The sequence below is a fragment of the Ideonella benzenivorans genome (assembly GCF_020387415.1).
In the GTDB taxonomy this organism is placed as follows: domain Bacteria; phylum Pseudomonadota; class Gammaproteobacteria; order Burkholderiales; family Burkholderiaceae_C; genus Ideonella; species Ideonella benzenivorans.
The window spans coordinates 136,248-149,817 of record NZ_JAGWCB010000012.1 but is presented as its reverse complement, the minus strand read 5'-3'; the positions used below and the strand labels follow the sequence as shown (position 1 = coordinate 149,817).

Below are 13,570 nucleotides of genomic sequence, written 5' to 3'. Positions count from 1 at the left end.
GGGCTTATTGTCCCCGAGTCGCCGCCACCGGCTGGCCCAGCGAGCGCAGCAGGTCGCGCAGGTAGCTGGCGCGCTCGCGCGGGTCGGCGATCTCGCGGTCGATGCGCAGCTTCTCGTTGCCCACCAGCTTGACCGCGCGGTTCTTCTGCACCAGCTCGATGATGCGCAGCGCGTCCACCGGCGGGTTGGGCCGGAAGGTCACGTTCATCAGCTTGGGGTTGGCGTCGATCTTCACCACGCCATAGGGCTTGGCCTGGATGCGCAGACGGTGGGTGTCGAACAAGGCCTGGCCTTGGGGGGGCAGCTTGCCGAAGCGGTCGGTGACCTCTTCCAGCAGGCGGTCCAGCTGTTCGGCCTTGTCGGCCGTGGCCAGGCGCTTGTAGAAGTTCAGCCGGGTGTGCACGTCGCCGCAGTAGGCGTCCGGCAGCAGGGCCGGGGTGTGCAGGTTGATCTCGGTGGCGGCGCCGAACACGGCGCTGTGCGGGCTCAGCAGGTCGGGCTCTTCGCCGTTCTTCAGCGCGCGCACCGCTTCGTTGAGCATCTCGTTGTAGAGCTGGAAGCCCACCTCCATCATGTTGCCGCTCTGGTTGTCGCCCAGCACCTCGCCGGCGCCGCGGATCTCCAGGTCGTGCATGGCCAGGTAGAAGCCCGAGCCCAGTTCCTCCATCTCCTGGATGGCGGTCAGGCGCTGGCTGGCCTGCTTGGTCAGGCCCTCCACATCGGGCACCAGCAGGTAGGCGTAGGCCTGGTGGTGGCTGCGGCCCACACGCCCGCGCAGCTGGTGCAGCTGGGCCAGGCCGAACTTGTCGGCCCGGGCGATGATGATGGTGTTGGCGCTGGGCACGTCGATGCCGGTCTCGATGATGGTCGAGCACAGCAGCACGTTGAAGCGCTGGGTGGTGAACTCGCGCATCACCCGTTCCAGCTCGCGCTCGGGCATCTGGCCGTGGGCCACGCCGATGCGGGCCTCGGGGATCAGTTCCTGCAGCGCCTGGCGGCGGTTCTCGATGGTCTCCACCTCGTTGTGCAGGAAGTAGACCTGGCCGCCGCGCTTCAACTCGCGCAGCACCGCCTCGCGGATCACGCTCTTGCCCTCGTTGCGCACGAAGGTCTTGATGGCCAGGCGGCGCTGCGGCGCGGTGGCGATGACCGACAGGTCGCGCAGGCCTTCCAGCGCCATGCCCAGGGTGCGGGGGATGGGGGTGGCGGTCAGCGTCAGCACGTCCACCTCGGCGCGCAAGGCCTTCATGGCCTCCTTGTGGCGCACGCCGAAACGGTGTTCCTCGTCGATGATCAAGAGGCCCAGGCGCTTGAACTGCACGTCCTTGGACAGCAGCTTGTGCGTGCCCACGACGATGTCGATGCTGCCGTCGGCCATGCCGTCCAACGCGACCTTGACCTCCTTGGCGCTGCGAAAGCGCGAGAGCTCGGCCACCTTGACCGGCCACTTGCCGAAGCGGTCGACGATGGTTTGGTAGTGCTGCTCGGCCAGCAGCGTGGTGGGTGCCAGGAAGGCCACCTGCTTGCCCGCGTGCACCGCGACGAAGGCCGCGCGCAAGGCCACCTCGGTCTTGCCGAAGCCCACGTCGCCGCAGACCAGCCGGTCCATCGGCCGCGGGCTGATCATGTCCTGGATCACCGCGTGGATCGCGGCCTGCTGGTCGGGCGTCTCCTCGAAGCCGAAGCTGGCGGCGAAGGCCTCGTAGTCGTGCGGCGAGAAGCGGTGCGCCATGCCCTCGCGCGCGGCGCGCATGGCGTAGATGTGGAGCAGCTCGGCCGCAGTGTCGCGCACCTGCTCGGCAGCCTTGCGGCGGGCCTTGTCCCATTGGTTGCTGCCCAGCTTGTGCAGCGGGGCCTCTTCGGGGCTGACGCCGGTGTAGCGGCTGATCAGGTGCAGCTGGCTGACCGGCACATAGAGCGTGGCGTCGTCGGCGTATTCCAGGTGCAGGAACTCGCTGGGGCCCTCCAGCCCGGTGTCGATCTTGATCAGCCCGCGGTAGCGGCCGATGCCGTGCGCCGAGTGCACCACCGGATCCCCCAGCTTCAGCTCGGAGAGGTCCTTGATCAGCGCGTCGACGTTGCTGGTCTGCTCCTGCTTGCGCCGGCGGCGGGTGCCGGTGGCGCCGGTGAAGAGCTCGCTCTCGGTCACGAACTGCACCGCGACCTGGGCCTCGGGCTCGTGCCAGAAGAAGCCGGTGGTCAGCGGGGCGGCGGTGATCGCCACCTTCTCGTCGCCGGCCAGGAAGTCGGCCAGGGTCTCGACCGTGGGCACCTGGATCCTGTGGTCGCGCAGCAACTCCAGCAGGCTTTCGCGCCGGCCTTCGCTCTCGCCCATCAGCAGCACCCGGTGGGGTGTGCTGTCCAGGTGCTTCTCCAGCGCGGCCAGCGGCTCGGTGGCGCCGCGGTTGACGCTCAGGTCCGGCAGCGGGCGGGCCCAGTCCACGGCCTCGCTGCCGCGCACGGCCAGCGTCGCGTGGGCATTGGTGGCGGCGAAAAACTCCTCCACCTTCATGAAAAGCGCCTCGGGCGGCAGGATGGGCCGCTCTGGGTCGTGCTGCAGGAAGCGGTGGCGCTCGCGGGTGTCGGTCCAGAAACGCTGCAGCGCCTCGTCCACCTCGCCGTGCAGCACCAGGCTGGCCTGCGCGCCCAGGTAGTCGAAGATCGTCGCCGTCTCGTCGAAGAACAGCGGCAGGTAGTACTCGATACCGGCGGTGGCAATGCCCTGGGCGATGTCCTTGTAGATGCGGCTCTTGGTCGGGTCGCCTTCGAGCTTCTCGCGCCAGCGCTCGCGGAAGCGCTGCCGGGCCGTCTCGTCCATCGGGAACTCGCGCCCGGGCAGCAGCTGCACCTCGGGCACCGGGTAGAGGCTGCGCTGGCTGTCGGGGTCGAAGGTGCGGATCGAGTCGATCTCGTTGTCGAACAGATCCACCCGGTAAGGCACGTGCGAGCCCATGGGGTAGAGGTCGATCAGGCCGCCGCGCACGGCGTACTCGCCGGGCGACACCACCTGGCTGACATGGCTGTAGCCCGCCAGCGTGAGCTGGCCCTTGAGCGCCGCCTCGTCCAGTTTGGTCTTCTGCTTGAACTGGAAGGTGGTGCCGGCCAGAAAGGAGGGCGGGGCCAGTCGGGTCAGGGCCGTGGTGGCCGGCAGCAGCACCACGTCCACCGTGCCGCAGTGGATGCGCCAGAGCGTGGCCAGGCGCTCGGAGATCAGGTCCTGGTGCGGGCTGAAGGTGTCATAGGGCAGCGTCTCCCAGTCCGGGAACACGGCCACCCGCAGCCCCGGGGCGAAAAAGGCCAGCTCCTCGGCCAGCCGCTGGGCGTCGCCTGGCTCGGCGGTGACGATGCCCAGCACCCGCTCCTCGGCCACGCGGGCCTGGGCGAAGCGGGCCAGCAGCAGGGCGTCGCCCGAACCGGTGGGGCGGGGCAGGGTGAAACGTTTGCCGGGAGCGATGTGGGGCAGTTGCATGGGGCAGGGCGTGCGCGCGGGCACGCTGAAAACGACAACACGCCCCGGAGCACGGCTCGGGGGCGTTGGACCCTGCAATTCTAGAATCCGGGCGATGACCACCTACACCGTCGGGGCCGAGCCCCGCTGCTTCGCGATCGTGCCCTGTGCGGGCACTGGCAGCCGCGCGGGCAGCTTCCAACCCAAGCAATACGAGCCGGTGGCGGGCCAGCCGCTGGTGGCCCACACCCTGGCCGCACTCGCTCGCGTGGAGCGCCTGGCCGGCATCCTGGTGGTGCTGGCCGAGGACGACACCCAGTTCGAGGAAGACCTGCCGGGCCTGGTGGACGCCGCCGACGGCCGCCTCTGGCTGGCCAAGGTGGGCGGCGCGACCCGCGCCGAGACCGTCGCCAATGGCCTGAACGAGCTGCGTGCCCGCGGCGCCCAGCCGCAGGACTGGGTGCTGGTGCACGACGCCGCCCGCTGCCTGCTGCGCCCGGCCTGGGTGGACCGGCTGATCGACGCCTGCCAGGACGACGAGGTGGGGGGCCTGCTGGCGCTGCCCGTGGCCGACACGCTCAAGGCTGAGGGCATGGACGGCCACAGCGGCCGCGTGGCCGCCACGGTGGCACGCAACGGCAAGTGGGCCGCGCAGACGCCGCAGATGTTCCGCCTGGGCCTGCTGGCGCCGGCGCTGGCCTTTGCCGGCGAGCAGGTGACGGACGAGGCCAGCGCCATCGAAGCCCTGGGCCACAGCCCGAAGCTGGTGCGCGGCGACTACGAGAACTTCAAGGTGACCTGGCCGGGCGATTTCGCGCTGGCCGAGCGCCTGCTCAGCACTGCCCAGCGCGGCGCCGAGCTGCGGGCCTATGTGCCGGCCCGCGACTTCGCGCTGTCGCAGCGCTTCTACGAGGCGCTGGGCTTCACCCGTGAGTTTGCGCAGGGCGGCCTGGCCGGCTACCGTCTCGGGCAGACGGCCTTTCTGCTGCAGGACGCCTTCGAGCCGGCCCAGGCGGCCAACGCCAGGATGCACCTGACCTTGGACGATCTGCCAGCCTTCTGGACCCGGCTGGAGCGCGAAGGCGTGCTGGACCAGTTCGCTGAACACGGCGTGCGCGCCGAGGCGCCGCGGCAGCAGCCCTGGGGCCTGCTGGACATGACACTGACCGACCCCAGCGGGGTGCTCTGGCGCATCGCCCAGCGCATGGAGGTGGCCGAATGAGCACGACGAGCTTGCCCGCGCTGCGGGTCGGGGAGGGCTGGGACACCCATGCTCTGGTGGTGGGCCGGCCGCTGGTGCTGGGGGGCATCACCATCCCGCACAGCCATGGCCTGCTGGGCCATTCGGACGCCGATGCGCTGCTGCACGCCATCACCGACGCGGTGCTGGGCGGGGCCGGCCTGGGTGACATCGGCCGCCACTTTCCAGACACCGCCGCCGAGTTCAAAGGCGCTGATTCGCACCGGTTGCTGAGCGAGGCCATGCGCCGGGTGCGCGCGGCTGGCTGGCAGGTGGTCAACGTCGACTGCACCATCGTCGCTCAGGCGCCCAAGATGGCGCCGCATGTGCCGGCCATGGTGGCGCGCATCGCCGAGGCCCTGGGCATCGAGCCCGAGCGGGTCAACGTCAAGGCCAAGACGGCGGAGAAGATGGGCCCGGTGGGCGAGGGGCGGGCGATCGAGACCCGCGCCGTCTGCCTGCTGGCCGCGCTCAGTTGAGGCGGTAGCTTTCGGCGTCCAGGCCCAGCCGGCGGATGCGGTCGGACAGGGTCTTGCGCGGCAGGTCCAGTGCGCTGGCCGCCGCACTCACGCTGCCCGCCGATTCACGCAGCGCAGCCTCGATCAGCCCGCGCTCGAAGGCCTCCAGCTGGGCTTCCAGCCCGGCCCGCGCGGCCGGGGCCTCGGGGCTGGCCCGGTCGGGTGTGGCGGGTTCCTCCGCGGCGGTCTCCAGCCCCAGCACCCAGCGGTCGGCCAGGTGGCGCAGCTCGCGCACATTGCCGGGCCAATCGCGGGCCTGCCAGGCGGCCATCTGCGCCGCGCCCCAGCGCGGCACCGGGCGTCGGAAGCGCAGCCCGGCCAGCTCGGCGAAATGGGTCAGCAGCAGGGGGATGTCCTCGCGCCGCTCGCGCAGCGGCGGCAGCGGCAGCGTGGCCACGTTGAGACGGTAGTACAGGTCGGCCCGGAAGCCGCCCCGGTCGGACAGCGTCTTCAGATCCACCTTGGTGGCGGCGATCACCCGGGCCTGCAGCGGCAGCAGTGCGTTGCCGCCCAGGCGCTCGAAACAGCGTTCCTGCAGCACCCGCAGCAGCTTGACCTGCAGGGCCAGCGGCATCGATTCGATCTCGTCGAGGAAGACCGTGCCGTCGCGTGCATGCTCCAGCTTGCCGACGCGGCGCTTGGTGGCGCCGGTGTAGGCCCCCGGCTCGGCGCCGAAGATCTCGGACTCGAACACCGTCTCCGGCAGGGCGCCACAGTTGATCGCCACAAAGGGGCCGCTGGCACCGCTGGCCTCGTGCAGGGCCTGGGCCACCACCTCCTTGCCGGCGCCGGTCTCGCCCTCGATCAGCACGTCCACCCCAGTGGGGCCGAGGTTGGCCACCAGGGTGCGGATGCGCTCCATCGCCGGCGAGGTGCCGATCAGCCGCCCGGTGCCCAACAACGCGCCGGACAGTGCGGCCTTCAGGCGCCGGTTCTCCAGCACCAGCTGGCGCTGCAGGGCGGCGCGCCGGGTCACGTCGATCAGGCGCTCGGAGGCAAAGGGCTTCTCGATGAAGTCCCAGGCGCCTTCGCGCATGGCCTCCACCGCCATCGCCACGTCGCCGTGGCCGGTCACCAGCGTGACCGGCAGGTCGGGGTCGGCGCGGTGCAGCTCGCGCAGCAGGGTCAGGCCGTCCTTGCCGGGCAGGCGCACGTCGCACACCACCACGCCAGCGAAGTCGGGTTTCAGCAGGGCCTGGGCCTGTTCGGCGCTGTCGCAGGTCTGTACCTCGAAGCCGCCGATCTCCAGGGCCTGGGCGGCGGCCAGCTGGACGCCGGGATCGTCTTCGATCAGGACAACGGTGCGCAGGAAGTGGCTCATGGGGTGGGCAGGGCGGAGGCCGGCATCATCGCTCAGTCTCAGCCGATGGTGGACAGGGCCTGCACGGGGGCGGCCAGCACGGCGGCCGGCAGCGTCAGGGTCGCCACGGTGCCACCGCCCGGGCGGTCCTGGAAGTCGATGCTGCCGCCCAGCGCATTGGCGATGGAGGCCGAGATGGCCAGGCCCAGGCCCAGGCCCTGGCCCGCGGACTTGGTGGTGAAGAAGGGCTCGAACAGGCGCTGGCGGGCGGCCGGGCTCAGGCCCGGGCCCTCGTCGGCCACCGCGAGCCGGACCCGGTCGCCCTCGTGCCGGGCGCTGATCCACACGTGGTGGCCACCATGGTCGCGGTTGGCGTCCAGTGCGTTGCGCAGCAGGTTCACCAGCACCTGTTCGATGCGCACGGTCTGGCCGAGCATGGCCAGCTCGGGCGCGATGGGGGCGACGTCCAGGGTCATGCCGGCCCGCTGGGCGTCGGCGGCCACCAGGGCGCAGGCGGCTTCGACGGCCGGTGCCACGGCCACGGGCATGGGTTGCAGCTCGTCCTTGCGGGCGAAGCCCTTGAGTCGGCCGACGATCTCGGCAATGCGCAGCGTCAGCCCGCCGATGCGGCCGATGTTGGCCTGCACCGCCGCCAGGTCGCCGCGCGCCAGCAGCATGCCGGCGTTGTCGTTCAGGGCCCGCAGCGCCGCCAGCGGCTGGTTGATCTCATGGGTGATGCTGGCGGCCATCTGCCCCAGCACCGCCAGCTTGCCCGCTTGCACCAGCTCGTCCTGTGCCGCGCGCAGCGTGCTCTGGGTGCGGTCGAGCTGCACGATCTTGTGGGCCAGCTCCTCGTTGGCCTCGCGCAGGTGGGCGGTGCGCTCGTCGATGCGGGCGTCCAGCTCGGCGTTGGCGCGCTCCAGGTCGCGCCGGACCAGGCGCAGCTCTTCGTCGCGCCGGCGGCGCAGCCGGGCGTAGAGCAGGCCCACCACCACCACCGCATAGGCCAGACCGGCGGCCAGGGCCTGGGCCCGGGCGTCCTGCAGCAGGCCGTCGGTCTCGGCAAAGGACAGCAGCGTCCAGTCCATCGGGCCCAGCGTGCGCCGCTGGGCGGCCACCCGCAGCCAGTGCGGCGCGCGGCCGCTCTCCGCCTGGGTGGCCAGGCGGGTGGCGCGGCCTTCGAAGGCCTCGTCGGGGCGGTCCAGTGGCAGCGGCGCCAGGGCCTGGACGCCGTACTGCTGGGTCGCCTGCAGCAGGGCCTGCGTGCCGGCGTCCAGCGGGCGCAGGGTGTGGAAGCGCCATTCCGGCCGGCTGGACAGGAACACCACCCCGCGCGCATCGGCCAGCATCAGCAGCTCGCCGCTGCGCTGCCAGTTGGCCTCCAGGTCGTCGAAGGAGATCTTCACCGCCAGCACGCCGAAGGGGCGGCCGTCCTCGTCGCGCACCGGCTGGGCCAGGAAGTAGCCAGGCTCCTTGGTGGTGGCGCCGATGGCATAGAAGCGGCCGGTGCCGCCGGCCAGCGCATCGCGGAAGTAGGGCCGGAAGGCGTAGTTCTGGCCGACAAAGCTGGTGGGGGTGCGCCAGTTGCTGGCCGCCAGCGTCTGGCCGTCCGCGGCGATCAGGTAGATCGCGAACACATGGGTGGCCTGGGCCAGGCGCTCCAGGCGACGGTTCACGGTGTCGCGCCGCGCCGCATCGTCCGGATGCAGCAGCAGGTCTGGCAGCTCCGAGTGGCTGGCCAGCGCGATCGGCAGGTTTTCGTACTTCTCCAGCGTGGTGGTGAGGTCGCTGGCCAGGAAGGCCAGGCGCCGCTGGGCCTGGTCGTGCAGCTGCTGCCAGCCGTGGTGGTAGGCGGCGGCAAAGGTGCCCAGCACGATCGCCAGGCCCAGCGTCACCAGGCCCACCGCCGTCCAGCCCGCGGCCCGGCGCATCACGGGGCCTCGCAGCGCGACAGATGCACCGGCCCGTCGCCGGCGATCCACTGGTGCAGCGGCTGGCAACGGCCTTCGGCACACAGCGTGTGGTCGGCGGTGAAGTCCGAGGCCGCCAGCACCACCTCGGGCTGGGGCGGCACCTGCGGGTGGTAGTGCCACACGCCGTCGCGCAGCACGGCGCCCTCGGGCGGTTCCATGCCGGCGCCGTGGCCTTGGATGCGGGCCTCCTCGACCACCAGGCCGGCCGGGGTGATGCGCCACAGCTCCTCCCAGCGGATCTTCTCGATCGAGTGGGTCCAGCTCAGGCTGAACTGGCTGGCCGCCACCACCGTGGTGGCGCCAGCCCGGGCCAGGCAAAGGGCCAGCGGCATGGCGTCGGCCTCAGAGGCTGGGGGCCACCGGCGGCACGGCGGGTTGGCGGCGCAGCTGGCGCCAGTTCCAGGCCAGCATCAAGGCCCCCACGGCAAAGCCCAGCTCGTCGGTGAAGGGCACGGCCGCCACCAGCAGCAGGGCCCCGGCAGCGCTCCAGACCCGCTCCAGCGGGTGCAGGGGGCGGGCCAGGTAGCCAATGGCGGCGGCGCCCCACAGGCCGATGGCCACCAGGCACTTGAACAGCATGTAGACCGCGGCGCCCCAGTGCAGCACGCCATCGGCGCCGGGCTGCAGCATCAGCGCCGGGTCATAGACGGCCATGTAGGGCACGACGAAGCCGGCCGCGGCGATCTGGGTGGCCTTCAGCCCGATCTTCATCGGCGAGTCGCGGGCGATCGACGCGGCGGCGAAGGCGGCCAGGGCCACCGGCGGCGTCAGGTCGGCCATGATGCCGAAGTAGAAGACGAACATGTGCGAGACGATCAGCGGCACGCCCAGCTTGAGCAGAGCCGGCGCGGCGATCGAGCTGGTGATGATGTAGTTCGGGATCGTCGGGATGCCCATGCCCAGGATCAGGCAGACGATCATCGTCAGCACCAGCGACAGGAACAGGCTCTTCTCGCCCACCTGCAGGATGAAGCCAGCGAAGCTGGTGGCCGCGCCGGTCAGGGTCAGCGTGCCGATGATCACGCCGACGATGGCGCAGGCCAGGCCCACTGGCACGGCCTGCTTGGCGCCGTCGATCAGGCTGTCGCGCAGCGCGGCCAGCGTGCTGCGGCCCCCCTGGCCCACCACGTTGGCCAGCACCAGCGCGGCCAGCAGGCCGATGATGACCCAGATGCCGAACTGGACGAAGAACGAGGCCACGATGCCCAGGCCGATCCAGAACACCACCCGCATGGCGCGCTGGCCGAACTGCGCTGCCACCGTGGTGCCCAGGATCAGCACGCCGGTCAGGGCCAGACCGGTGAGGCCGGCGAACATCGGCGTGAAGCCATGGAACAGCATGGCCACCAGCGCGGCCAGCGGCAGCAGCAGGTACCAGCGTTCACGGATGGCCTTCCAGGGGCTGGGGCACTGGTCCTTGGGCAGGCCCAGCAGCTTGGCCCGGCCGGCCTCCAGGTGCACCATCCAGAAGGTGGTCACGTAATAGAGCAGGGCCGGCACCACCGCAGCCTTGCAGATCTCGGCGTAGGGCACGTTGAGCGTCTCGGCCATGATGAAGGCGACGGCGCCCATCACCGGTGGCATGATCTGGCCGCCCATCGAGGCGGTGGCCTCCACCGCGCCGGCAAAGTGCGGCGCGTAGCCGAAGCGCTTCATCAACGGGATGGTGAACTGGCCGACCGTCAGCACATTGGCCACGCCCGAGCCGGAGATGGTGCCCATGAAGCCCGAGGACACCACGGCCACCTTGGCCGGGCCGCCCTTGGCATGGCCCACGAAGCCCAGCGCCATCTCGTTGAACAGCCGGATCATGCCGGCGTGCTCCAGGAAGGCACCGAACAGGATGAACAGGAAGATGTAGGTGGCCGACACCAGGGTGGGCGTGCCGTAGATGCCTTCGGTGCCCAGGTGCAGCTGCGAGATGATCTGGTCCATGCCGAAGGGGCGGTGGCCCAGCTCGCCGGGCAGGTATTCACCAAAAATGCCGTAGGCCAGGAACAGGGCGCAGACGATGGGCAGGGCCAGGCCCAGCACACGGCGGCAGGCTTCGAACAGCAGCACCACGCAGGCGGTGCCCACCACCATGTCGGCGGTGCTGGGGTCGCCTGAGCGCATCACCAGGTCGGCCTCGAACTTCCAGTGGTAGAGGCCCAGCACGAAGCAGCCCACGGCCAGCGCCAGGTCCCACCAGGGCAGCCGGTCACGGGCGCTCTTGGCCCGGCCCGGGTAGAGCAAGAAGGCCAGCAGCATCAGGAAGCCGACGTGGATCGAGCGCGTGGGCAGGCTCGACAACGGGGAGAAGGCGGCCACCACCAGCTGGAAGCTGGAGAAGGCCAGGGCCGACAACGCGATCAGCCAGGCGCCCCAGCCGGCCAGGCGGCGGGTGTGGCCATGGTCATCGGCGGGATGGTCGAGGGAATGCAGCAGATCGTCGGCGGCAGGCGACGCGCCGATGGCAGAGGGGACGGACATGGGGAAGGCTCCTGCACGCAGGGCGGAGGGACGCTCCGGCCAGGCGGCCGGAGCGCGGGGGTCACATGGGCAGCGAAGAAGGAAGTGGCTTGCTGGCTTACTTCAGCAGGCCCACTTCCTTGTAGTACTGGATGGCCCCCGGGTGCAGCGGGATGGGCGAGGTCTTGGTGGCGTTCTGCAGCGTGATGCCCTTGGCGGCGGAGTGCGCGGCCGCAAGGGCCGGCAGGTTGGTGAACATCGCCTTGGTCATCTGGTAGACGGTGTCGTTGGACACGCCGGCATGGGTCACCAGGAAGTTCTGGATCGCGGCGGTGGGCACATCGGCACTCTGGCCCTCGTAGGTGTGGGCCGGGATCGTCGAGGGCTGGTAGGCCGCGTCACCCACCTTGGCCACGATGTCAGCCGGAATGGGCACGACCACGATCTTCATCGAGGTGGAGAGGTCGCGCAGCGCCGACACGCCCAGACCGGCCGATTGCAGCGTGGCATCGAGCTGGCGGTTCTTCATCAGCTCCACCGATTCGCCGAAGGGCAGGTACTCGACCTTGCCCAGGCTCTGATAGCTCAGGCCGGCGGCGCGCAGGATCGCGCGGGCGTTCAGTTCGGTGCCCGACTTGGGCGCGCCGACCGAGACCCGCTTGCCCTTCAGGTCGGCCAGGGTGCGGATGCCGGAATCGGCGCTGGCGACGATCTGGATGTAATTGGAGTAGATGCCTGCCACCGTGCGCAGCTTCTTGAGCGGCGCCTTGAAGCCGGCTTCGGCATTGCCCTGCCAGGCGTCGGACAGCGAATCACCCAGCGTGAAGCCGATCTCGCCGCGACCGGCTTCCAGCAGGTTCAGGTTCTCGGCCGAGGCCTTGGTGGCCTGCACCGTGACCTTGGCGCTGGGCAGAGCCTTGCCGTAGAGCTGGGACAGCGCCACGCCCATCGGGTAGTACACCCCGCTGGTGCCGCCGGTCAGGACGTTGATGTAGGAGGTCTGGGCCGAGGCGGTGACCAGCGAGAAGGCGCAGAGGGCGCCAGTGATCAGGGCGTGCAGTTTTCGCATGCGTGTCTCCATTGTTGTGTGCTGTGGGCAGAGCGATCAGGCCACTTTGCGCCAGCATCTTTGCACGCTCCATGCCAATGGTCCGGGCCGGGAAAACCTCAGGGATAGCCCTTGGAATCCGGGGTCCCAAGGCCGTCTGGTCAGCCTCGGGCAGGCCGCGCTACGGGTGTACCCGGTGGCGGTGAACCGCCTGGGGCAGGTGCTGGTGGCGGATTTCCGCCAGGGCGGCTCAGGCGGCGCGGCGCAGCCGGATGTGGGCCATCAGGCCGCCATCGCGGGCGTTGACCAGTTCCAGCGAGGCCCCGATGCGCTGCAAGGCCTTCTTCACGATGGCCAGGCCCAGGCCGGCCCCGGTGGCGGCGGTGCGGGCCGCGTCGCCCCGGAAGAAGGGTGTGGTGAGCTGGTCCAGCTTCTCGGCGGGCACGCCCTGGCCGTAGTCCCGCACGGTGACGATCACCGTGTCACCCGTGATGACGTGGCTGACCTTGACCTTGGCGACGCCGGTCTCGACCGTGCGGCCATAGCGGCGCGCGTTCTCGAACAGGTTGGCGAACACCCGGCCCAGTTCCACATCATCGCCCTGCACCTTGATGCCCGGCGGCAGGCGCAGCGAGAAACGGATCTGCGAGCCATCGCGGAAGGCGGCGGCCTCCCGCTCCACCACATGGGACAGGTCCACGGCGCGGGTCTTGGTGTCGTCCGGCCGCGCGTAGTCCATGAACTTGTCGATGATCGCGTCGAGCTGGTCGATGTCCTGCGCCATGGCCTTGCGGGCCTCTTCATCGGCCACGCTGATCTCAGCCTCCAGCCGCAGGCGGGCCAGCGGCGTGCGCAGGTCGTGCGAGATGCCGGCCAGCATCACCGCGCGCTCTTCCTCGACCTTGGCCAGCTCGCGGGCCATGCGGTTGAAGCCGATGTTGACCTCGCGGATCTCGCTGGTGATGTTGCTCTCATCCAGCCGGGAGTCGTATTCGCCCTCACGGATGCGGCTGGCAGCAAACGACAGGTTCTTCAGCGGCCGGTTGATCAGGCTGGCGATCACCGCGGCGCCCAGCACCGAGGCCACCAGCGCAATCGAGACCCAGATAAACCAGGTGCGGGGGGCCAGCGGCTCCAGCCGGGCGTAGTCGGCCTGCAGCCAGTATGGGTCCTGCTCGATCGTGAAGCCCACCCACAGGGCCTGCTCGCCGTTGACCGAGCGGGCCACGATGGTCTCTTCACCCAGCCGGGTCTTGAGCTCTTCCCCCACCAGGCGGGTGAAACGGTCGGTCTCGAAGGGCTCCCAGCGGTCATCCTGCTTGCGCGGCAGGATGCGCACCGCCTCCTGCTCACTCATGGTCTTGATGACCGCGATGCGGTTGATGCCGTCCGAGTACTGCAGTGCCGCACGCGACAGGTTCACCAGGCTGGCGATCTGCTGGGCCGCCTGCGCCACCCGTGGCTCGAACTCCAGCTGCCGCAGCGTCTGCACCCAGGCCGCCACGCCACCGGTCAGCAGCAGGGCCAGCAGCACGAAAGTGCGCCAGAAGAGGTTCAGCGACAGGGATGGGCGCTTGAGCGACACGGTGGGG

At 70.3% G+C, this 13,570-nt stretch carries 8 protein-coding genes and 1 pseudogene; 2 read left to right on the top strand and 7 right to left on the bottom strand.

All coding sequences use genetic code 11. The annotated features are described in order from the left end of the window. Positions 1-4: 4 nt before the first annotated feature. Complete coding sequence (mfd, locus tag KGA65_RS13410; protein ID WP_225863634.1) at positions 5-3,469, bottom strand: transcription-repair coupling factor; 3,465 nt, start codon at positions 3,467-3,469, stop codon at positions 5-7. Positions 3,470-3,563: 94 nt separating this feature from the next. On the opposite strand from mfd, the pseudogene ispD reads away from it, so the two are divergent. Both ispD and ispF read left to right on the top strand, forming a co-directional pair. Beyond that, positions 3,564-4,295, top strand: a pseudogene (gene ispD / locus KGA65_RS13405) (2-C-methyl-D-erythritol 4-phosphate cytidylyltransferase); the annotation flags it as partial. A 371-nt stretch (positions 4,296-4,666) separates the two neighbouring features. Then, the gene (ispF, locus tag KGA65_RS13400) at positions 4,667-5,167 is read left to right on the top strand and encodes a 2-C-methyl-D-erythritol 2,4-cyclodiphosphate synthase (protein ID WP_225863633.1); all 501 of its coding nucleotides are present in this window, start codon (positions 4,667-4,669) and stop codon (positions 5,165-5,167) included. Here ispF and KGA65_RS13395 read toward each other — a convergent pair. The 6 genes from KGA65_RS13395 to KGA65_RS13370 all read right to left on the bottom strand — a co-directional run bounded on the left by KGA65_RS13395 (position 5,160) and on the right by KGA65_RS13370 (position 13,563). Beyond that, positions 5,160-6,527: a sigma-54-dependent transcriptional regulator gene (locus KGA65_RS13395; RefSeq protein WP_225863632.1), complete on the bottom strand. Its 1,368-nt coding sequence runs from the start codon at positions 6,525-6,527 to the stop codon at positions 5,160-5,162. The two genes, ispF and KGA65_RS13395, sit on opposite strands and share 8 nt — an antisense overlap. 38 nt (positions 6,528-6,565) lie before the next feature. After that, positions 6,566-8,437, bottom strand: coding sequence for a sensor histidine kinase (locus tag KGA65_RS13390; RefSeq protein WP_225863631.1), 1,872 nt, complete (start codon positions 8,435-8,437; stop codon positions 6,566-6,568). Beyond that, complete coding sequence (locus tag KGA65_RS13385) at positions 8,437-8,811, bottom strand: DUF1850 domain-containing protein (protein WP_225863630.1); 375 nt, start codon at positions 8,809-8,811, stop codon at positions 8,437-8,439. The genes KGA65_RS13390 and KGA65_RS13385 overlap by 1 nt, the downstream gene beginning before the upstream one ends. Positions 8,812-8,821: 10 nt before the next feature. Then, complete coding sequence (locus KGA65_RS13380) at positions 8,822-10,951, bottom strand: TRAP transporter permease (RefSeq protein ID WP_225863629.1); 2,130 nt, start codon at positions 10,949-10,951, stop codon at positions 8,822-8,824. A 97-nt stretch (positions 10,952-11,048) separates the two neighbouring features. Beyond that, positions 11,049-11,999, bottom strand: a complete 951-nt coding sequence (locus KGA65_RS13375; RefSeq protein ID WP_225863628.1) for a TAXI family TRAP transporter solute-binding subunit — start codon at positions 11,997-11,999, stop codon at positions 11,049-11,051. A 229-nt stretch (positions 12,000-12,228) separates the two neighbouring features. Beyond that, positions 12,229-13,563 (bottom strand): sensor histidine kinase family protein, encoded by a 1,335-nt coding sequence (locus KGA65_RS13370; protein ID WP_225863627.1) that lies wholly within the window; start codon positions 13,561-13,563, stop codon positions 12,229-12,231. Positions 13,564-13,570 lie beyond the last annotated feature (7 nt).